This window comes from Pseudooceanicola aestuariicola, assembly GCF_045763785.1.
Lineage (GTDB): Bacteria > Pseudomonadota > Alphaproteobacteria > Rhodobacterales > Rhodobacteraceae > Pseudooceanicola.
In genome coordinates this window covers 33,398-57,775 of record NZ_JBJGSF010000001.1, presented here as the reverse complement: position 1 = coordinate 57,775, position 24,378 = coordinate 33,398, and the positions used below count along the sequence as shown (strand labels likewise).

Genomic DNA, 24,378 nt, shown 5'->3' with positions numbered 1-24,378 from the left:
CCGCACCAGGAGAAGCCCCCTGCTCGTCGTGGCAGGGGGTGGACCGGATGGATCGCCCCCCTGCTTCTTCTGGTTGATAAATACCTTCGCCGAAGGCTTTTGCCGCCGGGGTCGCCTGCGGCCCCGACGGCAAACCATGACGCTTAGTGCGCCATGAAGATCGGGATGGTCGTATCCTCTAGCATGTTGCGGGTCGCACCGCCCAAGATCGCCTCGCGGAACCGGGAATGGCCATAGGCGCCCATCACGACCAGTTCGGCATTCGTGTCCTGCGCGTGACGGCGGATCACGTCGGATACGCGCGGTACGGTGCGAGCCAGCACGTCAATTTCGGCCTTCACGCCATGTCGGGCCAGCCAAGCGGCAAGAGAGCCGCCGGGGTCAGAGCGGTTGGGGCCATGCACAGGCGGATCGATGATCGCCACGTGAACACGATCGACATGGGCCAGCAGCGGCAGCGACGCCTTGATGGCAGACAGTGCTTCGGGGCTTTCGTTCCAGCACAGCAGCGCGCTGGTGGGCAACTTTGCGACCTGATCAGCCTCGGGCACGATCAGCACGGGGGCGCGGCCTTCGAACATGGCAGCTTCGACCACCGGTTCCAGTTCGATGCCGTGGTCTTTGCCGTAGGGTTTCGGCAGCACCACGAGGTCAGAGAACCTTGCATGCTGGGCGACATGACGTCCCAGATCGGCCATCTGGGCGACGCCCGTGTCGGTGCCCCAGCGTACGTCGCTTAGCGCCAGCGTCTGCTTGGCAAGCTCTTCGATCTCTTCAGCCTCGGCCCCGGCGCGAGAGATGGCTTCTTGCAGGATCACCGCATTGGCGCCTGCGTAATAATAGCCGACCTGACTGCGATCGACGCCCAGACAAAGCGTATCGAGGTGCGCATCGACCGCACCGGCAAGGGCCGTCGCCGCGTCGAGTACGGGTTTCACAAGAGTCGTGTCGGTCAGGATTGTTGCAATGGTCTTGATGGCCATGATGCCCTCCTTGGCGGAAATGGTCCTGACGCAAAGGCTAGCCCGACGGCGCCATCCGCCGCTTTGACCGTGATCAAATGCGACGGAAAATCGCAAAGGGGCATCTGGCACAGATATTTCGCGACGCATTTCAGAAATCTTGACGCAGATCAAAGCCCGTCCCCGGCCCGACGTTCAAAAAGCGGCCAGTCGACATTCCGACATGCAGGGGATTCGTGCCTGCAGAGGACAGACGAAGGGACGCGAAATGACGAATACATTCAAGCTTATCGCGCTTGGCCTGATTGCCCTGTTCGGGGCAATTGCAGCCAATTACGCGCGTGATCTTGCGTATATGGTGAACGCGCTGGTGGTCATGCTGACCGCTGGCGGCCTGTTCCTGTGGACGCTTAAAAACTCGGGCGATGAAACGCCCAAACCGGATTTGTCCGGTGAATACATGGACGGTGTGGTCCGGTTCGGGGTGGTTGCCACGGCCTTCTGGGGTGTGGTCGGGTTCCTCGTCGGGATCGTGATCGCGTTCCAGCTGGCTTTCCCGGTGCTTAACTTTGAATGGGCGCAGGGCTATCTGAACTTTGGACGCCTGCGCCCGCTGCACACCAGCGCGGTGATTTTCGCGTTTGGGGGCAACGCTCTTCTGGCGACATCTTTTTACGTGGTGCAGCGCACCTCGGCGACGCGGCTTTGGGGCGGCAATGCAGCATGGTTCGTGTTCTGGGGCTACCAGCTGTTCATCGTCATGGCGGCGCTGTCCTATGTTCTGGGCGGATCGCAGTCCAAGGAATACGCCGAACCGGAATGGTACGTTGACCTGTGGCTGACCATCGTCTGGGTGGTTTACCTGGCAGTCTTCCTCGGCACGATCATCATGCGGAAAGAGCGCCACATCTACGTGGCGAACTGGTTCTACCTGTCGTTCATCGTGACCGTCGCCATGCTGCACGTGGTGAACAACCTGTCCATCCCGGTGTCGATCTGGGGGTCGAAATCGGTGCAGGTGATGGCCGGTGTGCAGGATGCGATGACGCAGTGGTGGTACGGTCACAACGCGGTGGGCTTTTTCCTGACCGCAGGCTTTCTGGGCATGATGTACTACTTCATCCCGAAACAGGCCGAACGTCCGGTTTATTCCTACAAGCTGTCGATCATCCACTTCTGGGCCCTGATCTTCATCTACATCTGGGCCGGTCCGCACCACCTGCATTACACCGCGCTGCCTGACTGGGCCTCGACCCTTGGCATGGTGTTCTCGGTCGTGCTGTGGATGCCCAGCTGGGGTGGCATGATCAACGGTCTGATGACGCTGTCCGGCGCATGGGACAAGCTGCGCACCGACCCGGTGATCCGGATGATGGTGATTGCAGTTGGCTTCTACGGCATGTCGACTTTTGAGGGTCCGATGATGTCCATCAAAGCCGTGAACTCGCTAAGCCACTACACCGACTGGACCATTGGTCACGTGCACTCTGGCGCGCTTGGCTGGAACGGTATGATCACCTTTGGTGCACTCTACTTCCTCGTGCCGAAACTTTGGAACCGCGAACGGCTCTATAGCCTCTCGATGGTCTCTTGGCACTTCTGGTTGGCCACGATCGGCATCGTTCTCTACGCGGCGTCCATGTGGGTGACCGGCATCATGGAAGGCCTGATGTGGCGTGAAGTGGATGCGAACGGTTTCCTCGTGAACTCTTTCGCCGACACGGTTGCCGCCAAGTTCCCGATGTACGTGGTGCGCGGTCTGGGTGGGGTTCTGTTCCTCGCCGGTGCGGTGATCATGTGCGTGAACTTGTGGCTGACCGTCACGCGCCAACCCGCGGTTCAAAGCAACAACGGCCTCGTGCCCGCGGAATAAGGAAACAGGACAATGGCAATTCTTGAAAAACACAAGATCCTGGAAAAGAACGCGACGCTACTGCTCGCCTTCTCCTTCGCGGTGGTCACGATCGGCGGCATCGTCGAAATCGCTCCGCTCTTCTATCTGGAGAACACCATCGAGGATGTAGAGGGCATGCGCCCCTACACCCCGCTGGAGCTCACCGGGCGCGACATTTACATCCGGGAGGGCTGCTATGTCTGCCACTCCCAGATGATCCGCCCGATGCGCGACGAGGTAGAGCGGTATGGACACTACTCTCTGGCAGCGGAGTCGAAGTACGACCACCCGTTCCAGTGGGGGTCCAAGCGAACCGGGCCTGATCTGGCCCGCGTCGGCGGCCGCTATTCCGACGAATGGCACGTCGACCACCTGCGCGATCCGCAGTCGGTTGTGCCGGAATCGGTGATGCCCAAATACGGTTTCCTGGAAAACACGCTGATTGAAGGCGAATACATTCAGGACATCATGTCGACCCACGCCTTTGTCGGTGTGCCTTATACCGAAGAAATGCTGGACGCTGCACAGGCTGACTTTGCAGCCCAAGCGGACCCGGAAGCCGATTTCGACGGCCTGCTGGAACGCTATGGCGATAAGGTTCAGGTGCGTAACTTCGACGGTCGGCCCGGTGTGTCCGAAATGGATGCCCTGATCGCCTACCTCCAGATGCTCGGTACGCTGGTCGATTTCTCGACCTTCACACCCGACGCAAGCCGGTAAGGGGGCGATCATGGACACCTATTCCATCCTTCGGGAATTCGCGGACAGCTGGATGCTGCTGGCGCTCTTCTCCTTCTTCGTGGCGGTGATCCTCTGGGTCTTCCGTCCGGGAAGCCGCAAGACCTACAGCGACACGGCATCCATCCCGTTCCGGAACGAAACCAAGCCTGCTGCTGACGCGGCACAGGTCGCAAAGGAGGCCTGAGATGAGCGAAGACCTTAAAGAAAAGCACGGCACAACCGGTCACAGCTGGGACGGTATCGAAGAACTGAACACCCCCCTGCCCCGCTGGTGGCTGTGGACCTTCTACGCCTGTATCGTCTGGGGCGTGATCTACACGGTCATGTACCCGGCGTGGCCCTTGGTAAACCGGGCAACGGCTGGTGTTCTGGGCTATTCGACCCGGGCCGAAGTGGCCGCAGATATCGACGCGGTGAATGCCGCCAACGCCAATATCAACGAACAACTGGCGGGCGTTGATCTGGCCAAGCTGACCACCGGTGGCGATCTGCAAACCTATGCGGTGTCCTCGGGCGGCGCGGTCTTCAAGACCTGGTGTGCACAGTGTCACGGATCGGGTGCAGCCGGTGCCAAGGGCTATCCCAACCTGCTGGACGACGACTGGCTGTGGGGCGGCGATATTGAGACCATCCACGAAACCATCACCGTCGGTATCCGTCAGCCCGCCGACGCCGAAGGCGACTACCTGCGCCAGTCGCAGATGCCTGCCTTTGGTCGGGACGAACTGCTGGAAGAAGGCGATATCGACGCGGTCGTGAACTACGTCATGTCGCTGTCCGGCACGCCGCGGGATGCGTCGATGGTCGATCACGGCGCGACCGTGTTTGAAGAAAACTGCGCCTCCTGCCACATGGAAGACGGCACGGGCGACCGCGGCCAGGGTGCGCCGAACCTGACGGATGCCATCTGGCTCTATGGTGGGGATTTCGACACGCTCAAGGAAACGGTCTGGAACTCTCGCTATGGCCAAATGCCGGCGTGGGGCGACCGCCTGACCGAAGCGCAAATTCGCGCCGTGTCGGCCTATGTGCACCAGCTTGGCGGCGGGGAATAACCTCGCCCTCGCTTCCCCCCGGCGACGGGGGGTGGCACCGGACCGTTCGTCCTGTTCGCGCGTTTCCTGAACGCCGGTGCCAAACATGATCAGCCCCCCGGACATTCCGGGGGGCTGTTTCGTTTTAGGTTCGGATATATCGGGGCGCTATTCCGCGGCCAAAGGCAGCGCACCGCGCCCGATTTCAGCAATCTGCGCGACCACCCCCGCCATCAACGCCTGAAACGCCGCAAAATCGGGGCGCGGCTCAATCCGCTGTTCATCCATATAGAGCGCCCGGTCGATTTCGATCTGAAGCGCGTGCTGTTCGCGCGACGGGCGACCGTAGTTCTGCGTCACGAACGCCCCGGCAAAGGGCGTGTTACGCGCCACCGTCAGCCCTGCGTCGGTCAAAGCCTGCTCTACCCTGTCCACGATGTCAGAGGACGCAGAGGCGCCGAACCGATCCCCCAGCACCACGTCTGGACGGGTCGATCCTGCACGGACCACGCAATCCACGGCTTCGTGCGGCATTGAATGGCAATCGATCAGAATCGCCTGTCCGAACTGCTGACGCGCGTTGGTCAAAAGATCTTGCAGCGCGCCGTGATAGGGGTGCCAGTAGCTCTCCAGCCGCAACCGCGCTTCTTCCAGCGACAGCTTACCGCGATAGATGGGCCGACCATTCGCCACCACGCGGGGAATCACCCCAAGGCCAGAGGCGACCCGGGGGTTATGCGCAGGACGGCGGATATTTTCGATCACCGCCGGGTCCAGTTCATCCGCGCCACGATTCAGATCGACATAGGCCCGCGGTACGCGGGCCGTCAGCAGCGGTGCGCCAGCGTCAGGCGCCGCACTGAACAAACGGTCCACAAAAGCATCCTCGGACGACCGGATCATGCGGTGATCAAGGATGGATCGGCGTAGGAAACCAGCCGGATAGGCACGCCCGGAATGCGGCGACGCAAAGACCACGCTGGTGGTCAGCGCGTCAGGCAGATAGAGGTCAAAAGCGGATATGGTCATGCGTCGATCCTTCAGCCGTATTTAGACTGAAAACTTTCGGCTTCAAAAGGCTTGATCCCCCTCACGACTCTGACTATAGACACGCGGACTGGCGCGGGAACCCCGCGCCCCTTTTGATTAAAGGGGCAAAGGCCTGCACAGACATATGGGCGGTTAGCTCAGCGGTAGAGCACTTCGTTGACATCGAAGGGGTCACAAGTTCGATCCTTGTACCGCCCACCATGTTTCACTGGCCCCCGGCTGCAAAGCCTTGGGTCAAATTGCGAATCAGGCGCTCGCCGCGCCGCGAAGAAGGAGATGGCCCATGAAGGTCCGTAACTCGCTCCGCTCGCTGAAGCAGCGCCATCGCGATTGTCGCGTCGTGCGCCGCAAAGGCCGCGTCTATGTGATCAACAAGACGCAGCGTAAGTTCAAAGCTCGCCAGGGCTAAGAACTTCGGGCAGACCAAATCGAAAAGCCGCTCCCTCGGGGGCGGCTTTTTCGTTTCTCTTTCAGCTTGATAAAAATATCCCCGCCGGAGGCATCCTCGGGCGGGGACAAGAACCGTCTTAGGCGGTCTGGATATCGGCGTCGTCGCTTTCGATCTTGAAGGTCTGGGTCTTGCCGTCCTTCGATTCGCCCAGAAAGATCGTCTGATGCGGGAAGGGAATTTCGATGTTCCGATCATCGAACACCCGCTTGAGCACCTCGTTATAGGCGCGGCCCACGCCCCATTGCGCACCGGGGATACATTTGACCCGGGCGCGACAGACAACCGCGCTGTCACCAAAGGAATTCAGACCGAACCATTCCAGATCCGCCATGATCTTGGAGGCCTGATCGGGATCGGACCGTAGCTCTTCGAAGGCGTCCAGCATGGCTTGCTTCACCTCGTCGACGTTCTCGCGATAGGCGACGCCCATGTCGCAGACGAAGTACCCGAAATCACGCATGTAGTTGGTGACCATGTCGACTGACGAAAACGGGATGATGTGGAAAGCCCCTGCCACGTCTCGCAGCGATACAGACCGGATCGTCAGGCGTTCGACCGTGCCGGTGGTGCCGCCCACGGTCACGACGTCACCCACGTTCATCGCGTTTTCAAACTGGATGAAAATGCCGGTGATGATGTCCTGCACCATTTTCTGGGCACCGAAACCAATCGCCAGACCCAACACCCCGGCCGAGGCCAGAAGCGGCGCGATGTCCAGGCCGATCTCGGCCAGTACGAACATCATCGTCACGATCACCAGCGCGATGGTCGCCGCGTTACGCAGCAGGGTCAGCAGCGTGCGTTCCCGGGCCGAGGCGACCTGCCCAAACTCGGGGTTCAGCCGGTAATCCACCCAGGATGTCAGCGCCAGCCAGATCAGGAAAGCTACCGCAAGGATCGCAAAGACCGAGAAGAAGGCGCTGGTCATCTGTGCGCCGAACTGGCTGGTCATCCAGCTACGCAGGTCGATCATGTCGATAGCGTTCAGGGCGAAGGCCAGAACAATAGCGACGATGACGATCCGCAGAAGGAACAGGAAGCGCGGGACAAATCGGTTCAGCCGGGTTTCCAGCAGGGGCATCCGCGCATTGATGTTTTCGGGCAGCATGACCCCATGGGACATCGCCCGGCTGATCAGGCCAGAGACTGCCAGACCAATCAGACCGATCACTGCCACCTGCCCAGAGGCAACGAAGGACCGGAAGGCCGCGTCGCCGGGGCGAACCAGCACGATCAGGAACATGATCAGCAGATAGATCAGCGCGGGCCAATGCCAGTGAGAGGCAAGGAAATGCAGCGCCCCGCGCCGCTGCGGCGTGGGTTCGTCGCGCAAAGCAGGGCTCATGCCAGCCGCACCGTCGTCACCGGTCATGCCTTCAGCCGCAACGGCGGCCTGCGGGTCGGCGATGGTTTCGCCCACGGGCCCTTCGGCGTGCGTGATGGGTTGATCCACGTCCCGATCGCCCAGCATCCAGTTTGCGACGCCCTTGCGGTTGCGAATGACGAGGTAGACGGCGATGGCCAAGATCGCAAAGGCGATCAGCGTCGAAATGGCCCGGCCCGCAGCATAGGACGCGTTGGCGTTGATGATCGGCACGATCAGCAACTGGCCGTAGCCGCCCAGCCCGATCAGAAAGTTCAGGCGCGTGGTCAGGTATTTCGCAGCGCGGTCGCCGATGGGCAGCGGACGCAGGTTGGTGGACGCCGGTGACAGCACCAGTCGGACCGCCACTTTGGCCATTTCAACCAGCAGGAACGCGTTAAGGTAGAGCGTCTGGCGAATACCAATCTGCCCGAATTCCCCCAGCACCAGAATCGCGATCGCATAGCCTGCAGCCCAAGCAATTATGACCGTCAGCGCATCAATAATGGCCGATGCCACATAAAGCGCGCCGGTACGGGCGAAGCCGCCGTCCGCGGCGGACGCGCCCATGCGGGCGTAGATCGTCTTGCCCATACGGCGCAGCAGAAGAAACACGATGAACGTGGCGGCGATCACCAGTGCCAAGTCTTTCAGCGCATCCAGAAGAACGTTGAATTCATTGCCGCTTAGCCCGTCCAGAACGGACCCGGACCGGCCAAGCTGCGACCACGCCGCGGTGGCGCTGTTGGCGATACCTTCTGCCGCTTCTTGCGTGATGATGGCGATACGGCGACCGAAAGACAGATTTTCGGACGGCGGGGTGCCGTCGGCCAAGGTCTCGACAATCTGATCGGGGGTGGCCGTGGCTTCGGCACCGGCGGCCTTCAGCTGGTCGATCAGCTGGGCCCGCGCTGTATCGTCTTCGATGACATTCAACAGCAGTTCTAGCGAGGATTGTTCGCCGCTTGTTTCAGCCCCCGCTTCGGTCGAGGTGTCGGCGGCGGCGTCCTGCGCAAGGACCTGAAGCGGTAGCAACAAAGTCATCAGCAGGGCGGTAAGTAGTGATCGCATAGTAAGGCTGTCCCGATATTTGCCCGGTCGTAGGGTTCCGGGAACAAAATAGAACAAGCAACGGGGTTTCAAGGTATTGTCTTGAAACCCCGGGCTTTAGCCTTTGGCACGGCCTAGTCGTAGCTGCGCTGGTCTTCGATCACCTTGCCATCGTTCGGAAGCGTGCCCGGCGCCACCAATTCGACCCGGCCCTTCAGCTTTAGCACATCCGCGATGGACGACTGATAGGCTGTGGCATCGCCGGCATCGGTTTCCAGTTGGACGACCATCACGTCGGCTTCGCCTTCGCGTTGGGCCAGCACGCGGGCGCGCTTGATATCGTCGTGTTTCGCGACAAGCTGGGCGACCTGTTCAGGGCGCACGAACATGCCCTTGATCTTGGTGGTCTGGTCCGCACGGCCCATCCAGCCCTTGATCCGCATGTTGGTGCGTCCGCAGGGGCTGGTCCCCTCCATCACCGCGGACATGTCGCCCGTGGCAAAGCGGATCAGCGGGTAATCGGGATTGAGGGTGGTCACGACCACTTCGCCCACCTGTCCCGGTTCGACCGGATCACCGGTACCGGGGGTGACGATTTCGACGATGACGCCTTCATCGACGATCATGCCTTCCATCGCGTCGGATTCATACGCGATGTTGCCCAGATCAGCGGTGGCGTAGCTTTGCAGGCAGGCGATGCCGCGATCGGCGTATTCCTGACGCAAGGATGGGAACAGCGCCCCGCCCCCCACAACGGCGCGCATGATTTTCAGGGGCAGGCCCATCTCATCCGCTTTATCCAAGATCACCTTGAGGTAATCCGGCGTACCCGCGTAAGCCGTGCAACCAATGTCATGCGCCGCCTGCGCCTGCAGTTCGGTCTGACCGGTGCCGGCGGGCAGTACAGCCGCGCCGACGGCCCGTGCGCCGTTTTCAAAGATCATACCGGCAGGGGTCAGGTGATAGCCGAAACAGTTCTGGACGATGTCGCCCTTGCCGATCCCCGCCGCATGCAGGAACCGCCCCATGCGCCACCAGTCGTGGCCCATGCCGCCCGGCTCATAAATCGGGCCTGGGGATTGGAACACATGCGCGAAGCCGCTGGTTTTCAGCGTCGTCAGCCCGCCAAACGGCGGATTTGCTTTCTGCGCCGCACCCAGATCGGATTTCCGCAACACTGGCAACTTGGCCAGATCCGCCACGCTGGTGATCGACGACGCATCGACGTCGGACAGCGATCCGGCATAGCCCGACAGGGCCTGCGCCGCTTCGATCTGGCGCGGAAGTTCGTCCGCGATGGCGCGGGCGCGTTCGTCCGCACTGCGGGTTTCCAATGTATCGAAATGACTCATCTTGCGCGGTCCTTTATCCGATGCCTCATCCGTGCCGGTCTGCAGGCGGTGCAGCATGTCTTAGCTCAGCCAACGCTTGCGACGACGGTACGAGCGGACATCCCGGAACGACTTACGCCCTTCGTCGGACATGCCAAGGTAGAATTCTTTCACATCCGGGTTTTCACGAAGCTCGGCCGCAGGGCCGTCCATCACGATGCGGCCGGATTCCAGAATGTAGCCGTAATGCGCAAATCGCAGGGCGACGTTGGTGTTCTGTTCAGCCAGCAGGAAGGTCAGACCTTCCTTTTCGTTCAGGTCTTTGACGATGCCGAAGATCTGTTCCACGAGCTGCGGGGCCAGACCCATCGACGGTTCGTCCAACAGCACGGTTTCCGGCCGGGACATGATCGCGCGCCCGATGGCCACCATCTGCTGTTCCCCGCCCGAGGTATATCCTGCCTGCGATTTGCGGCGTTCCTTCAGGCGCGGGAAGTATTGGTAGACGAGGTCCAGATCCGCATCGATATCGCCCTTGGAGGCACCCCGCGTGTAAGAGCCCGTCAGCAGATTTTCTTCGACGGTGAGGTGTTCAAAGCAATGGCGCCCTTCCATCACCTGAATCACACCCTTTTTCACCAGCGCGGCCGGATCAAGGTGGGCGACACGTTCACCGCGATAGGTGATGGTGCCCTTGGTGACCTCACCCCGTTCGGAGTGCAGCAGGTTCGACACGGCCTTCAGGGTGGTCGTCTTGCCCGCACCGTTGCCGCCCAGCAGGGCGGTGATGCCGCCTTTGGGTACGGAAAGGGATACGCCTTTCAGCACGAGGATCACGTGGTTGTAGATGACCTCGATATTGTTGACTTCCAGCAACTTTTCCTGGGTTTGTCCGGCATCCAGCATCTGGGGATCCTCTTGCAAAAGGGCGGTGTGCTCCGGCCCATGGGGGCCGGAGCGGGGTTAGATTAATCGCAGCCCGGCGTGATGCCGTTTTCTTCCGCGTAGGCGGTCGAATCCGCGTCGATCAGCGGCTGGATCACGTCCTGATTGGACTGGATGTAGTCGGTGATCAGCGTGAACTGACCTGCTGCAGCATCCCACTGGGACACGGCACCAAGACCCTGACCGCCGTGGTTCTGGCAGGACCCTTTGATGTCGGGGCCAAAGCCCGGCAGGCCCAGTTCTTCGTAGGTCGCCTGGGTGATTTCCAGGGCTTCATAGCCGTCACGCACCATGGCGGGCGTCACGTCGGGCGTGCCGTGGATTTCCTGCGCCTTCTTGATCGCCTCGGCGGTCATCAGAGCAGAATAAAGGCCGCGCATGTACAGCACCGTGCCAACCTGATCGCCAGCGCCTGCGCCTTTACCGGCGTCGTGCACGTACTGCTTCAGATCGTCAAAGATCGGATAGTCTTTATCCAGACCGTTGAAGGTCAGCGCCTTGTAGCCGTTGGCGCCTTCGCCTGCGGGCTTCACGTCGTTTTCAGACCCGGACCACCAGATGCCGATGAAATGGTCCATCGGATACCGGATGTTCACCGCTTCCTGCACGGCGACCTGGTTCATCACGCCCCAGCCCCACATCACGACATAGTCGGGACGCTCGCGGCGGATTTGCAGCCACTGGGACTTTTGTTCCTGACCGGGGTGGTCGACGGGCAGCAGGACCAGTTCATAGCCGTGGATTTTGCCCAGCTCTTCCAGGGTGCGGATCGGTTCCTTACCGAAGGCAGAGTTGTGGTAGACCAGCGCGACTTTTTTGCCGTTCAGATCGCCCTCTTGCTCCAGCATGTGGCTGACCGCGTGGCTTGCGCCGTCCCAGTAGTTCGCAGGATAGTTAAAGACCCAGCGGAAGACTTCGCCGTTCTTGGCAGAGGTCCGGCCATAGCCGACCGAGTGCACCGGAATGCCGTCAGCCGTCGCCTTGGGGATCAGCTGGTAGGTGATGCCGGTGGACCAGGGGTGGATGGTCAGCGGGTTCTTGGATTTCAGCGCCTCGTAGCATTCCACACCTTTTTCGGTGTTGTAGCCGGTTTCGCATTCTTCAAAGACAACCTTCGCGCCGCCAATGCCGCCATCGCGTTCGTTCAGCAGGGTGAAATAGTCGGCATAACCATCCGCGGTCGGGATGCCGTTTGCGGCATAGGGACCGGAACGATAGGTCAGCGAGGGGATAAACAGGTCCGCCATCGCCGGGGCGGCGGCCATGAAGGCGGCCGCTGCTGCGGTAATTAGGGTGGTGGTTTTCATCGGTCAGGTTCCTCCCTTGATATATCCGATGGTTTCTAGGTGCCGGGGGCTCCTCCTCCCCCGGTCTTTTTGGACGCGGCCCCGCCTTAGTGCGGGAAGGGCCACAGCCTTAATTTCTCTTTGGTGACGCGCCACAGTTGCGCCAGTCCGTGCGGTTCCGCGATCAGGAACACGATGATCAGAAGGCCGACGATCATCAGTTCCAGATGCGCCGCCAAATCGGTGGGCCAGCCCAATGTGCCCACCAGCAGGTTCTTAAGCAGAACCGGCAGAAGCACGAGGAAGGCTGCACCGGCAAAGCTGCCGAAGATGGACCCAAGGCCGCCGATGATGATCATGAAGAGCACAAGGAACGACTTGTTGATGCCGTAGACCTCGCCCACTTCGACCGCGCCAAGGTAGTTGGCGAAAAAGAGCGCGCCTGCGATACCGACAAAGAACGACGACACGGCAAAGGCGGTCAGTTTGGAGGCCAGCGGGTTCACCCCGATGATTTCCGCCGCGATGTCCATGTCACGGATCGCCATCCACTTCCGGCCCACGGTGCCGCGGGTCAGGTTACGGGCGATGATCGCGCTGGCTACGGTGAAGACCAGACAGAACAGGTAGACAGCCCAGGGTTCGCTGGCGGGGCCAGACACGGCATAGCCAAAGACGGTACGCTCGGGCGCGTTGATCTGACCCGAGGCCGAGTAGTTGTAGAACCACGGCACCCGGTTGAAGAGCCACACAAGGAAGAACTGTGCCGCCAGCGTTGCCACGGCGAGGTAGAAGCCCTTGATCCGAAGCGAAGGCAGGCCGAAGAGCACGCCGACCACAGCCGTAATCGCACCCGCGATGATGATGTGGAAGAAGAGGTTGATGTCCGGGAAGGCGGTCATCAGCTTGTAGGTGGCATAGGCCCCCACAGCCATGAACCCGCCGGTGCCCAGTGACACCTGCCCGCAATAGCCCACAAGGATGTTCAGACCGATCGCCGCGATGGCGTAGATCAGGAAGGGCAGCAGAACGGCGTTCGCCCAATAGTCGTTAATGATGAACGGAATGACGCAGAAGGCCACGAACAGCACAAAGTAATAGCGCCAGCGGTCGAACCGGATCGGAAAGGTCTGGTTATCGTCGACATATGATGTCTTGAATTCACCTGCTTCGCGGTAAAACATGTCAGACCTCGTTCATTTGGGTGGGCCGGGGGGCGAGAGCATCACCGATCCGGCAAATCTTGATGTAGCAGCGGATGCCCGTCGCAAGGCCCGCAAAGGCGACCAGCGCATAGACGGACATAGTCATGGCGTTGGACGGGTTTTCGGTCACGGCGAGGAAGCCAAAGACCCAGAAGGTCGCCCACGCCAGCACGTTGATATTGGCAAGCGTCTTCATCGTCAGACCCTTTCGATGATCTTCTCGCCGAACAGACCCTGTGGCCGGAAGACGAGGAACAGAAGGGCCAGCACATAGGCGAACCAGTTCTCGGTCGCGCCGCCGACCAGCGGGCCGATGGCAAATTCGAACAGTTTCTCACCCACACCGATGATCAGGCCGCCAACGATGGCGCCGGGGATCGAGGTAAAGCCGCCAAGCATCAGAACCGGTAGGGCCTTCAGCGCGATCAGCGACAAGGAGAACTGAACACCGGACTTGGCACCCCACATGATCCCCGCAACCAGCGCGACGAAGCCAGCGATGGACCAAACCAGAACCCAGATAAAGTTCAGCGAGATGCCGACAGACAGCGCGGCCTGGTGATCGTCCGCCACGGCGCGCAGCGCGCGGCCCTGTTTGGTGTACTGAGAGAAGATCATCAGCGCGACCACAAGGATCGCCGCGATCACCGTCGCCCAGATATCGAGGTTGTCGATAAAGAAGCCGTAGCCAAAGGCGTTGAACGTGGTTTCATCGATGAAGGTGTTGATACCCTGCGGCAGACCGACATCCAGCTTCTTGATATCCGCGCCCCACATCAGGTCGCCTAGACCTTCCATGAAGTAGGCCAGACCGATGGTCGCCATGAACAGGATGATCGGTTCTTGGTTAACCAGATGCCGCATGATCAGGTTGTTCACCAGCCACGCCAGCGCCACCATGACGCCGATGGTCAGCACGATCCCGACAAAGGCTGGAAGATGCCAGCCAAAGTGATGCACCTCGGTCCCGAAGACCGCGTTGATCAGGTGGCTGAAGGGAACCTGCCCTTCCATGATGCCCACAAGGGTCAGCGCCGCGAACAGCGCCATCACGCCCTGAGCGTAGTTGAAGATGCCAGAGGCCTTGTAGATCAGCACGAAGCCAAGCGCGACGAGGGCATAAAGAACCCCGGCCATGAGGCCGTTCAAAAAGACCTCGGTTCCGAAAAGAAGCTGGTCAGGCATTGCGGGCCTCCTTGAATGCGGGTGTCGGGGTCAGATCAGTCATGGGCCACCCCCAGATAGGCGTCGATGACGGCCTGATTGTTGCGCACCTCGTCGGGCGTGCCGTCGCCGATCTTTTTGCCGTAATCCATCACGACCACTCGGTCGGACAGGTCCATGACCACACCCATGTCGTGTTCGATCAGCGCGATGGTGGTGCCAAATTCGTCATTCACGTCGAGGATAAAGCGGCTCATGTCCTCTTTTTCTTCGACGTTCATCCCCGCCATCGGTTCGTCCAACAACAGCAGCGACGGCTCCGCCGCCAGCGCGCGGGCCAGTTCGACGCGTTTCTTCAGGCCGTACGGCAGGCGCGCGACAGGCGTCTTGCGGATGTTCTGGATTTCCAAAAAGTCGATAACCTTTTCAACGACTTCGCGGTTCTCAACTTCTTCCTTCTCGGCTTTCCCCTTCCAGATCGCCTGACTGAAGATGCCTGTCTTCATGTTGTTCAGGCGGCCCGTCATCACGTTGTCCAGAACGGTCATGCCTTCGAACAATGCAATGTTCTGGAAGGTCCGGGCGATGCCCTGACGCGCGACCTGATAGGGCTTCATCTGCGGACGCGGTTTGCCGTGATACAGCACCTCGCCTTCCTGCGGGATGTAGAAGCCCGAGATGACGTTCAGCATCGAGGATTTGCCCGCGCCGTTCGGACCGATGATGGCGCGGATTTCGCCCTCGCGGATGTCGAAGCTGATGTCCTTGATCGCCACCACGCCGCCGAAGCGCAGGGTGATGTTCTTCATTTCCATCACGACGCCGCCGATTTTGCGGCCGTCTGCGGTGGTGTAGCCTTCGGATTGATCCAACATGACCAGCCCCCCTTATTCTGCCGCGATGGGCTTGGTCTGAACCGGCACGACCTTGGCGTCGCGCAACTCAAGCGTGGCCGAGATGTAGCCCTTGCGCCCGTCCTCATAGGTCACTTCGGTCTTGGTCGAGATCGTTTCGGACCCGTCGTAAAGCGCGGTGATTAGATCGTGGTACTTCTCTTCGATGATCCGCCGACGGACCTTACGGGTCCGGGTCATTTCGCCGTCGTCCGCGTCCAGTTCCTTATGCAGGATCAGGAAGCGATGGATTTGGCAGCCGGACAGCATCTCATCCTCGGCAACGCTGGCGTTGACCTCTTCGACATGCTCTTGGATTGCCGCCATGACCTGCGGATGACCGGCCAGTTCCTGATAGCTGGAATAGGCGATGTTGTTGCGTTCGGCCCAGTTGCCGACAGCGCTGAGATCGATGTTGATAAAGGCGCAGCAGCGGTCGCGACCTGCGCCAAAGACCACGGCTTCCAGAATGTTGGGATAAAACTTCAGTTTGTTTTCAACATACTTGGGCGCGAACATGGCGCCATCGGCCATCTTGCCCACATCCTTGGCGCGGTCGATGATCCGCAGGTGTCCGGTGTCAGGCTCAAAAAAGCCTGCATCGCCGGTGGCAACCCAGCCTTCGGCATCCTTGGTCGACGCGGTGCTTTCGGGGTTCTTGTAATATTCGACGAAGACGCCCGGAGAGCGATAGAACACCTCTCCGGTATCGGCGATCTTGACCTCGACCCCCGGCGACGGGACGCCAACGGTATCGGCGCGCACTTCACCATCGGGCTGCTGGGTGATGAACACGCCCGCTTCGGTCTGACCATAAAGCTGTTTCAGGTTAATCCCGAGTGAGCGGTAGAAGCTGAAGATCTCGGGTCCGATGGCTTCCCCGGCGGTATAGCCGACGCGCACGCGGCTAAGGCCAAGGGTGTTTTTCAAAGGACCGTAAATGAACAACTCGCCCAGCTTGTATTTCAGACGATCCATCAGGCTGACGGATTTGCCATCCAGAATATCGCCGCCCACTTTGCGGGCGTGCGCCATGTAGGTGTTGAACAGCCATTTCTTCATCCGGGTGCTGTCTTCCATCCGGATCATGACGTTGGTCAGCTGCGTCTCGAACACGCGCGGCGGGGCAAAGTAATAGGTCGGACCGATTTCGCGCAGGTCGGTGATCAGCGTGTCTTCGCTTTCCGGGCAGTTGACGCAGAAACCGGTCCAATAGGCCTGCCCGATCGAGAAGATGAAATCGCCCACCCAGGCCATCGGCAGATAGGCCAAAACCTCTTCACCCTTGCCCAGTTTGTCGAACTCGGACGAGGCGATGGAGGTTTCGATGATGTTACGGTTGGACAGGACCACGCCCTTGGGCTTGCCGGTGGTGCCGCTGGTATAAAGCATCACGCAGATGTCGTCGTAGGTGATGGCGGACTGGCGGCGGTCCAATTCTGGGGTCAGTTCGTCACGCAGGCCGTGTCCGGTTTCCTGAACGTGGGAATATTCGTGCAGACGCGAGTGGTCGTATTTCCGCAGCCCGCGCGGGTCGAGATAGATCAGGTGTTCGAACTGGGTCAGCTGATCTTTGACCTCCAGCACCTTATCGACCTGTTCCTGATCCTCGGCGATGATGAACCGCGCGCCGCAGTGATCCAGCACATAGGCCATCTCTTCTGCGGAACTGTCTTGGTAGATGGGCACGGGCACCGCACCAACCATCTGGGCCGACACCATCGACCAGTAAAGGTGCGGTCGGTTGGACCCGATGATGGCAACGAAATCGCCCTTGGTCACGCCTAGGTTAATCAGGCCCAACGCCAGATTGCGGATTTCTTCGCGCGCTTCGGCCCAAGACCACGTTTGCCAGATCCCGAATTCTTTTTCGCGATAGGCCGCTTTGGTGCCAAACTGCTGTGCGTTGCGGTCAAGCAGTGCCGGTATCGACACGAACCCGCCCGCGTCCCCAGACGCAGGTGCCATACTATCTCCTCCCATTCCCTGGTGTCTCCTCACACCAGCCGCCTTTCGGCGAATCCCCGTTTACCGGGGTATGCCCCTAGGACTCACCGCGAAGTTTTGCGGCATCATTTCCGAAATGTAACGAATTGTAACAGCCTAGCCCGTGCTTTTCAGGCGCGGTGGGAACTGCTAGATCTTGCGGGGGTTTGCAGGGGGTGAGGTATGGATTTCAAGGCGCACGATAGTTTGACCCGTGCTGGCCTGAACCTAATCCAACAGGCGCTTTCCATCTATGACGAAGACCTGCGTCTGGTGCTTTCGAACCAGCAGTTCCAGTCGATGTTCTCTCTGCCAGCGAAACTGACCAAGACGGGCGCAAGCTTTGAGGACTCGATCCGACATCTGATCGAATGCGGGGAATACGGGCCCGTCGACGATGTCGAAGCCGCGATCCGCGAAAGGGTGGATCAGGCCCGTACCTTCCAGCCGCATTATTTTGAACGCACCCGCGCGAATGGCCGCGTCATCTCGGTCGAGGGGGCGCCCCTGCCGCAGGGTGGCTGGGTGACCGTCTACACCGACATCACCGACATCAAACGACAAGAAAACCTTCTGCGCGCCCGGTCCGAAGAGCTTTCTGGCCAATTGCTCAACCATGCCGAGGATTTGGCCGCCACCAACCGTAAGCTGCAGGCCACCAATGCAGCACTAGAAGAGGCGCGGCGCGAGTTGACCCGGATGGAAGCGCGCACCCGGATGACGACGGAAATGATGCCCGCCCATATCGCGCATCTGGAGTCGAACCTTACCTATTCATATTCGAACCGCCGCCTGTCTTCGGTCATGCCGGGGCGGCCATCGAACATCCTTGGCCTGCATATGGCGGACGTGCTGGGCGCGCAGGCCTATATGGCGGTGAAACCTTACGTGGAGCAGGCCTTCGACGGCCGCTCCTCCGTGTTTGAATTCACGGACGAAGCATCGTCGCGCCGGATCAGGACAGCACTGACGCCCGATGGCGCGGGCGGGGCCTACATCCTGTCGATGGACATCACCGAAGAAAGCCAGACACGCGCCGCGCTGGCGCAATCCCGGCGGCGGCAGCTGGCGGCGCAGGTCACCAGTGGCATGGCGCATGACTTCTCAAACCTGCTGACGATCATCCTTGGCACGCAATCGCGGCTGGCGGCGATGAATACCGACCCCGAGGCACAAAAGCTGATCGATGCCACCGTCGCTGCGGCCCATCGTGGGGGCGATCTGTTGAACGGCTTGGCCAAGATGACCGCCGATCGCACACCAGCCCCCGCACCCGTCGATCTGGGGGCGTTTCTGGATGAATTGGCGACACTGGCCGGGCCGACCCTTGGGGATCGCGCGCGTCTGACCATCAATGACCAAACCGATGGCGCGCGGCTGATGCTGGATGTGTCGATGTTGCAGGACAGCCTGTTGAACCTGATCCTGAACGCCAAGGATGCTGTGGCCAGTCAGGATCGCGACCATGGACAGATCACCCTGACGGCGCGCAATATTCAAGACACGTGGCTGGACCTGACGGTTGCCGACGACGGCACCGGTTTTTCCGCCGCCGCGCTGGAACATGCGCTGGATCCCTTTTTCACCACCAAGGGGGACAATGGCACGGGGCTGGGCCTGTCGACGGTCTATGACATGACCCAGTTGGTCGGCGGACGCATGAAGATCGGCAACGGCAAGGTTGGCGGCTGGGTGTCGCTGATGCTGCCGTGGCGGCGGGCGCAGGCGGCGTCCTCTCCGGGGCTGGCGCTGTTGGTCGAGGATAGCCCGGACCTGCGCCAAAATGTGCGCGCCATGCTGCGGGCCGATGGCTATTCGGTGATCGAAGCCGCCAGCGTGGATGAGGCGCGGTCGCTGGTCACGCAGGTGCCTGGCCTGACGCTGGTGCTGACGGATATTTCCTTGGAAGGGCACCTGACGGGTATCGATCTGTTCGACAGCTTGCCTGATGATGCACCGCCTTGTTACATGATGACGTCGCTTAGGCCCGATCATCCGCTACATGTAAGCGCGGCCCAGCGGACGCCTGTTCTGCGCAAGCCCTTCAAGCCATCAGACCTGTCTTACCTTCTTGGCCACGGAGTCCTGCCAGAATGACCCAAGCCCCCCTTGTCACGATCTTGGATGACGAGCCGGAGATCCGGTCGATGCTGGCTGCCGCCCTAGAGGACAGCGGATATCGCACGTTGGGATTTTCCCGAGCCACCGAGTTTGAAGCGGCGCTGCAATCGATCACCCCCGATCTGTGCCTTCTGGATCTGTCCCTGCCAGACCGTGACGGGCTGACGCTGATCCATAGGCTTGCGCTGGAAAAAGGCGCGCGGGTCATCATCATCTCGGGTCGGGCGCAGGTGCAGGACAAGGTCACGGGGCTGGAGCTTGGCGCCGACGACTACATCATCAAACCCTTCGATCCGGCCGAGGTCGTCGCGCGGGTGCGTGCGCGACTGCGGCAGGAAAGAACGGCGGCTGCGTCTTCCCAGACAGCGCAATTCGCGGGCTGGACCGCGCATTTCGACCGTTTCGCGCTAGAGGATACCGCGGGCGAAGAGGTGCCGTTTTCCCACGCCGAAGGTGAGGTGCTGCGCCTGTTTTTGGAACGCCCCAAGCGGCTGATTTCCCGCGCTGTGATGCAAGAGGTTCTGGGCGGCGGCGCGGGCGACAGTTTTGACCGCGCAATGGATGTGCGCATTTCCCGTCTGCGGACGAAATTGCGCGAAGACCCGAAAAACCCGCGCTTGATCAAAACGATCTATGGGGCCGGGTATATCTTTCTGGGCGACGTCAAATGGAGCTGAGCGTGGCGCCACGTTGAGTATGCGTGGACCTGCGGACGGAAGGTCGCGCAGAGCTGGAAATTTTCAGCAAGAGGGTGATCCTAGCGGCCGAGCTCTTCTGCGGCATGTGCAAGGATCTTCAGGCCGGTGACCAAATCGTCTTCGGCCGTGTCTTCTTCGAAGGCGTGGCTGATACCGTTGATTGACGGCACGAATAGCATGGCAACCGGCATGTGCGCGGCGACAGAGGCCGCGTCGTGCAGCGCACCAGAAGGCATTTTGCGCCATTTGCCGGGGGCTTCGGCCTCGGCCCCTCGGGCCAGCGCGGCCTGAAATCCGTCGTCCATCGGCACAGGGTCGATCCCCAGCATGTCAGACGTCGACGCTTTCAGCCCCAACTCGCTTGCCACATCGTCAATCGAAAGGCGCACAACCTCTTCCATCTGTTTCAACCGCTGTTTGTCCCCATCACGCCACTGCATCGAAAAGGTACACCGCCCCGGCACGATCGAATGTGACCCCGGGTGCAGTTCCACATGGCCGGTGGTCCAGACGGTTTCTGGCACCACGAGGTTGCGGAAACGGTCGGCGATCAGCTCTTGATACCGTAGCAATCCGCGGAAGGCGTCTTTGCGCATGTGCATTGGGGTCGTGCCCGCATGGTTCTGTTCGCCGGTGAAGGTGATCCGCATGTCACGGATGCCGACGATGCCGCTGACAATACCCGCGGCTTCGCCCGCCTTGTCCAGCCACGGGCCCTGTTCGATATGGCATTCGATGAACCCTTTGAACCGCGACGGGTCGGGGAAATCCCCCATCACGTCAGACAGTCTGGACCGCGCGTCGGCGAAGGTGATCCCCTGCGTATCGGTCAGCTGATCCGCATCTTCCAGCGACGTCAGACCACCCCAGATGCGGCTGCTTGTGGTGACGCCGAAACGGCCCTCCTCGTCCTGAAAGGACACGGTCGAAATGGGCACCCCGGCCTCTGCACCCGCGCGCGCCAGTTCCAGACCGCAGATCACGCCTAGGGCGCCATCCAACCAACCGCCTTCGGGCTGAGTGTCAGAGTGAGAACCGATCAGAAGCGATTTGCCCTCGGCCAGTCCCCAGACGGTGCCGGTGGGATCAAATCGCGCCTCTAGACCGATATCGCGGTATTGATCGGCCAGCCACTTGCGGGCGGTTATGTCAGGGTCTGAAAACGCGGGGCGTACGACGCCCTTACCCACGCCAGAGGCGCCGATGCTGCGCAGGTGGTGAAGGTCGGCAAGGAAACGGTCTGGATTGACGGGCAGCATGGCGGGCTTTCAGAATTGACGGGGTTTCAGACAAGAGTGCCTGAGCCCGCGTCGCCCTGCAAGCAGACCGCCGGGAACTGCTTTGTGTCAGCCGAACAGCTTGAAGTAGGCCCAGTCCGGCAGGAAACGCGCACCGCGGAAGACCAGCGAAAACCAGGTCGGGAACGCGCGGGAAAACCGGTTGGTCTTCATGTGGTCGAAAAAGATTTTCGCCGCAGGCTCCGGGTCCATGATCCCGGGCATTGCGAAATCGTTTTTATCAGTCAGGCGCGTTCGGATGTAGCCGGGGTTCACCAGTTGCACCTTGATGTCCGTGTCATGCAGATCGCAGCGCAGGCTTTCCGCCAGCGCCATGATCCCCGCCTTAGTCGAGACGTAAGGGGCCGCGCCGGGCAATCCGCCATAAGCGGTCAGCGACCCGGTCAGGACGATGTGGCCGCGCCCGCGTTCCTTCATGCCGGGCAGGACTGCGCCGACCAGCCGCATGACACCGCCAAAGTTGACGTCAGCCATCGTCTGGGCTTTGTCGTCATCCCAGTCGTCCGCGCCGAAGGGCCAGTAAGCCCCGGCCAAATAGACCATGCCATCGATATCACCCACATCTTCGGCTGCCTTGCGCACGGCGTCCCGGTCGGTAACGTCCAACGGCAGAACACGTGCCTTGGTCGGCAGGTCAGAGGCGAGGTCGTTCAACGCATCTTCGCTGCGGGCCGACAGGATAACTTCGACGCCCGCCTTGGACATTTCCTTGGCCAAGGCCGCGCCCAATCCGTCGCTGGCCCCGATCAGCCAATAGGTTTTGTTCTGCCAGTCGCTCATGTCGCCTCCGTTTCAGGGGACAAACGCGGGGCGGATCGTGCGGGTTCCTGCGGCGTCATTTCGGTCGTCGGGGGCGCGGGCCGTGGGCGATAACGGGCGCCTTTAACCTTCAGCTTGACCGCCTGCCAATGGATCAGTGCCAGAACGCGCAAAGACCCAAACGGGCGACGGATCATCGCACGCAACAGGCCCGCGTTCGTCATCGGCGTCAGATCACCCACCAGCGTGGCAATCACGCCGCCACCGTCGCGGCCATAGTCGATCTTGATGCCGATCCGGTCGTCACTCAGGTCAAAGCGAAAGGCATATGACCCCGTCTGTGGCTGGAACGGAGAGACATGCATCACCTTCCGCACCTTGATATCGCTGTCTTTGGCGATCGGGCCATCCGTGGTGCAAAGGTACGAATGGCGATCGCCGAAGGTGTTCGTCACCTCGGCAATGATCGCGGTGGTCTGACCGCTGGCGTTTTCACACAGCCAGAAGCTGACCGGATTGAACACGTGCCCCCACACGCGCGGCTGGGTCAGCAGGCGGATGCGGTCCGGGGCGGGCAATGCATGGGTGCGCAGGACATCCCGCACCCAAGCCGCCCCCTTGCCCTGCTTGGGCGCGCCGCCATGGTCGCTGTCGTGCAGTGACACGATGTTACCGGCGTTGCGGGAAAACAGGCTTGGGGTTTTCAGATCAGCCTCGGCATCCAGCAAGACGTAGTCGACGCCATAGCGAAAGGCGTTTTTGATCGCACCTTTGCGCCCGTGCCACGTGTGGCCCGTCAGCAGATATGGCTGTTGTGCCGTCATGCCTATTCCGCCGCGATGGACCGAGCGGATTGATCCGCGGCGCGCAACGCTTCGACCGTGTCGACCGCGCTGGCCAGCCCGTCTTCGTGAAACCCGTTGCGTCGCCACGCGCCGCAGTACCACGTGTTCTGTTCGCCGTTCAGACGCGCAACCTTGTCCTGCGCCTCGAAGGCGGCGGTATCATAGACCGGATGGCGCAGGGTGACTTCGTCATAGATCAGGAACGGGTCGATTTTTTGGGTGGCGTTCAGGGTGACGAACATCGGATCGTCCTGCGGGATCGGCTGCAGGCGGTTCATCCAATACGTCAGGTCCAGATCATCGCCCATCTTTCCGTCAGCTTCGCGATAGTTCCACGACGCCCAGGCACGGCGACGACTGGGCATGACCGACGGGTCGGCGTGTAGTGTGACGGTGTTCGGCTGATACTTGATGTTCGACAGCGCGGACTGTTCCGCGACCGACGGATCGGTCAACAGAGCAAGGCTGTCATCGCTATGTGTCGCCAACACGACCTCGTCAAAGCTTTCCCAGCCGTGACCTTCGGTGCGCACTTCGGGGCCCGTCATGGTGCGCCGGATGCCCTGCACCGGAGTGCCGAGGCGGATGCTGACGCCACTGGTGCGCAGCGCGGCTTCGACCCGGGTGACGTATTCGCGCGATCCACCCTGAACGGTGTACCACTGGTGCTGGCCCGTGTGGCTTAGCAGCGCGTGGTTTTCAAAGAACCGGATCATCGCCTCGGCCGGGAAGTCGAGAATCTTCTGCTTGGGGGTCGACCAGATCGCGCCGGACAGCGGCAGAAGATAGTAGTCGCGAAACCAAACGCCGGTGCCAAGGACGTCCAGCAGGTCGCCGATGGTCATGCCCGGCTGTTTCGAAGCCTTCAGCGCATTCGCGTTGAACCGCATCACGTCGCGCAGCATCCGGATGAACCGGGGGTCAGCGATGTTGCGCATCTGGGCGAAGACCGCGCGCAGGTCCGAAAGACCATATTCCATGCGCCCGCCGCGCACCGATGCGCCAAAGCTCATGTCACTTTTGGCCACCGGCACGTCGAGATCGTCGAACATTTTGGTCAACAGCGGATAGTTGGCGTAGTTGAAGACGATAAACCCGGTATCAACCGGTTGATCGCCGCGCTTGCCCGCCACGATCGTGCGGGCATGGCCGCCCAGACGGGGCGCGGCTTCGATCAAAGTTACGTCATAATCCTCCGACAAAAGGCGTGCGGCCCCCAGTCCAGAGATACCGCCACCAACGACGGCGACCCGGCGACGGGACGGGGGAAGTGCTTCAAATGGCATAAAAGAGGGCCCTTTT

22 protein-coding genes and 1 tRNA gene are annotated in these 24,378 nt (G+C 60.8%); 8 read left to right on the top strand and 15 right to left on the bottom strand.

Translation table 11 applies throughout. The annotated features are described in order from the left end of the window. Window positions 1–143: 143 nt before the first annotated feature. On the bottom strand, window positions 144–983 hold the full coding sequence (locus tag ACI3GR_RS00275; RefSeq protein WP_407491755.1) for a universal stress protein: 840 nt from the start codon (window positions 981–983) through the stop codon (window positions 144–146). 247 nt (window positions 984–1,230) lie between these two features. Here ACI3GR_RS00275 and ccoN point away from each other — a divergent pair, with 247 nt between their 5' ends. From ccoN to ccoP, 4 genes are read left to right on the top strand one after another with little or no spacing between them, the layout of a single operon-like run. After that, window positions 1,231–2,835: a cytochrome-c oxidase, cbb3-type subunit I gene (gene ccoN, locus ACI3GR_RS00270; RefSeq protein WP_407491753.1), complete on the top strand. Its 1,605-nt coding sequence runs from the start codon at window positions 1,231–1,233 to the stop codon at window positions 2,833–2,835. Window positions 2,836–2,847: 12 nt separating this feature from the next. Continuing rightward, window positions 2,848–3,576, top strand: a complete 729-nt coding sequence (gene ccoO, locus ACI3GR_RS00265) for a cytochrome-c oxidase, cbb3-type subunit II (protein ID WP_407491752.1) — start codon at window positions 2,848–2,850, stop codon at window positions 3,574–3,576. Between the two features lie 10 nt (window positions 3,577–3,586). After that, window positions 3,587–3,781, top strand: coding sequence for a cbb3-type cytochrome c oxidase subunit 3 (locus ACI3GR_RS00260; protein ID WP_407491751.1), 195 nt, complete (start codon window positions 3,587–3,589; stop codon window positions 3,779–3,781). 1 nt (window position 3,782) lies between these two features. After that, a complete protein-coding gene (ccoP, locus tag ACI3GR_RS00255; protein ID WP_407491749.1) occupies window positions 3,783–4,652 on the top strand; it encodes a cytochrome-c oxidase, cbb3-type subunit III in 870 nt (289 codons plus the stop codon). Window positions 4,653–4,799: 147 nt separating this feature from the next. Here ccoP and ACI3GR_RS00250 read toward each other — a convergent pair whose 3' ends face one another. Continuing rightward, window positions 4,800–5,660 carry an N-formylglutamate amidohydrolase gene (locus tag ACI3GR_RS00250; RefSeq protein WP_407491748.1) on the bottom strand — a complete coding sequence of 287 codons (861 nt, stop codon included), beginning with the start codon at window positions 5,658–5,660 and terminating at the stop codon, window positions 4,800–4,802. Window positions 5,661–5,807: 147 nt separating this feature from the next. On the opposite strand from ACI3GR_RS00250, the gene ACI3GR_RS00245 reads away from it, so the two are divergent. Together ACI3GR_RS00245 and ykgO are read left to right on the top strand one after the other, a co-directional pair. Next, window positions 5,808–5,882, top strand: a tRNA-Val gene (locus ACI3GR_RS00245). Between the two features lie 82 nt (window positions 5,883–5,964). Beyond that, entirely contained in the window at window positions 5,965–6,090 is a 126-nt protein-coding gene (ykgO, locus tag ACI3GR_RS00240; RefSeq protein ID WP_007255499.1) for a type B 50S ribosomal protein L36, read from the top strand. Between the two features lie 118 nt (window positions 6,091–6,208). Here ykgO and ACI3GR_RS00235 read toward each other — a convergent pair whose 3' ends face one another. The 9 genes from ACI3GR_RS00235 to ACI3GR_RS00195 all read right to left on the bottom strand — a co-directional run bounded on the left by ACI3GR_RS00235 (window position 6,209) and on the right by ACI3GR_RS00195 (window position 17,337). Beyond that, on the bottom strand, window positions 6,209–8,566 hold the full coding sequence (locus ACI3GR_RS00235) for a mechanosensitive ion channel domain-containing protein (protein WP_407491744.1): 2,358 nt from the start codon (window positions 8,564–8,566) through the stop codon (window positions 6,209–6,211). Window positions 8,567–8,679: 113 nt separating this feature from the next. Beyond that, window positions 8,680–9,897 (bottom strand): phenylacetate--CoA ligase family protein, encoded by a 1,218-nt coding sequence (locus tag ACI3GR_RS00230; RefSeq protein ID WP_407491741.1) that lies wholly within the window; start codon window positions 9,895–9,897, stop codon window positions 8,680–8,682. A gap of 60 nt (window positions 9,898–9,957) precedes the next feature. Beyond that, the gene (locus ACI3GR_RS00225) at window positions 9,958–10,782 is read right to left on the bottom strand and encodes an ABC transporter ATP-binding protein (protein ID WP_407491738.1); all 825 of its coding nucleotides are present in this window, start codon (window positions 10,780–10,782) and stop codon (window positions 9,958–9,960) included. Between the two features lie 62 nt (window positions 10,783–10,844). After that, window positions 10,845–12,128: an ABC transporter substrate-binding protein gene (locus ACI3GR_RS00220; RefSeq protein WP_407491735.1), complete on the bottom strand. Its 1,284-nt coding sequence runs from the start codon at window positions 12,126–12,128 to the stop codon at window positions 10,845–10,847. A gap of 86 nt (window positions 12,129–12,214) precedes the next feature. Next, window positions 12,215–13,291, bottom strand: coding sequence for a branched-chain amino acid ABC transporter permease (locus tag ACI3GR_RS00215; RefSeq protein WP_407491732.1), 1,077 nt, complete (start codon window positions 13,289–13,291; stop codon window positions 12,215–12,217). Window position 13,292: 1 nt separating this feature from the next. Beyond that, window positions 13,293–13,508, bottom strand: a complete 216-nt coding sequence (locus tag ACI3GR_RS00210; protein WP_407491730.1) for a hypothetical protein — start codon at window positions 13,506–13,508, stop codon at window positions 13,293–13,295. A 2-nt stretch (window positions 13,509–13,510) separates the two neighbouring features. After that, window positions 13,511–14,497, bottom strand: a complete 987-nt coding sequence (locus ACI3GR_RS00205; RefSeq protein ID WP_407491727.1) for a branched-chain amino acid ABC transporter permease — start codon at window positions 14,495–14,497, stop codon at window positions 13,511–13,513. Between the two features lie 35 nt (window positions 14,498–14,532). Beyond that, window positions 14,533–15,351 carry an ABC transporter ATP-binding protein gene (locus ACI3GR_RS00200; protein ID WP_407491725.1) on the bottom strand — a complete coding sequence of 273 codons (819 nt, stop codon included), beginning with the start codon at window positions 15,349–15,351 and terminating at the stop codon, window positions 14,533–14,535. Window positions 15,352–15,363: 12 nt separating this feature from the next. Then, entirely contained in the window at window positions 15,364–17,337 is a 1,974-nt protein-coding gene (locus ACI3GR_RS00195) for an AMP-binding protein (RefSeq protein WP_407491722.1), read from the bottom strand. A 201-nt stretch (window positions 17,338–17,538) separates the two neighbouring features. On the opposite strand from ACI3GR_RS00195, the gene ACI3GR_RS00190 reads away from it, so the two are divergent. Continuing rightward, on the top strand, window positions 17,539–19,452 hold the full coding sequence (locus tag ACI3GR_RS00190; RefSeq protein ID WP_407491719.1) for a PAS-domain containing protein: 1,914 nt from the start codon (window positions 17,539–17,541) through the stop codon (window positions 19,450–19,452). Then, window positions 19,449–20,153: a response regulator transcription factor gene (locus ACI3GR_RS00185; protein WP_407491715.1), complete on the top strand. Its 705-nt coding sequence runs from the start codon at window positions 19,449–19,451 to the stop codon at window positions 20,151–20,153. The genes ACI3GR_RS00190 and ACI3GR_RS00185 overlap by 4 nt, the downstream gene beginning before the upstream one ends. A gap of 80 nt (window positions 20,154–20,233) precedes the next feature. Here the strand turns inward: ACI3GR_RS00185 and ACI3GR_RS00180 are convergent, their stop codons facing one another. From ACI3GR_RS00180 to ACI3GR_RS00165, 4 genes are all read right to left on the bottom strand, one after another. Continuing rightward, complete coding sequence (locus ACI3GR_RS00180) at window positions 20,234–21,433, bottom strand: hydantoinase/carbamoylase family amidase (protein ID WP_407491713.1); 1,200 nt, start codon at window positions 21,431–21,433, stop codon at window positions 20,234–20,236. 87 nt (window positions 21,434–21,520) lie between these two features. Beyond that, entirely contained in the window at window positions 21,521–22,252 is a 732-nt protein-coding gene (locus ACI3GR_RS00175) for an SDR family NAD(P)-dependent oxidoreductase (RefSeq protein WP_407491710.1), read from the bottom strand. Beyond that, window positions 22,249–23,055, bottom strand: a complete 807-nt coding sequence (locus tag ACI3GR_RS00170) for a DUF1365 domain-containing protein (RefSeq protein ID WP_407491708.1) — start codon at window positions 23,053–23,055, stop codon at window positions 22,249–22,251. The genes ACI3GR_RS00175 and ACI3GR_RS00170 overlap by 4 nt, the downstream gene beginning before the upstream one ends. 2 nt (window positions 23,056–23,057) lie before the next feature. Next, window positions 23,058–24,362 (bottom strand): NAD(P)/FAD-dependent oxidoreductase, encoded by a 1,305-nt coding sequence (locus ACI3GR_RS00165; protein WP_407491705.1) that lies wholly within the window; start codon window positions 24,360–24,362, stop codon window positions 23,058–23,060. Between the last annotated feature and the right edge of the window lie 16 nt (window positions 24,363–24,378).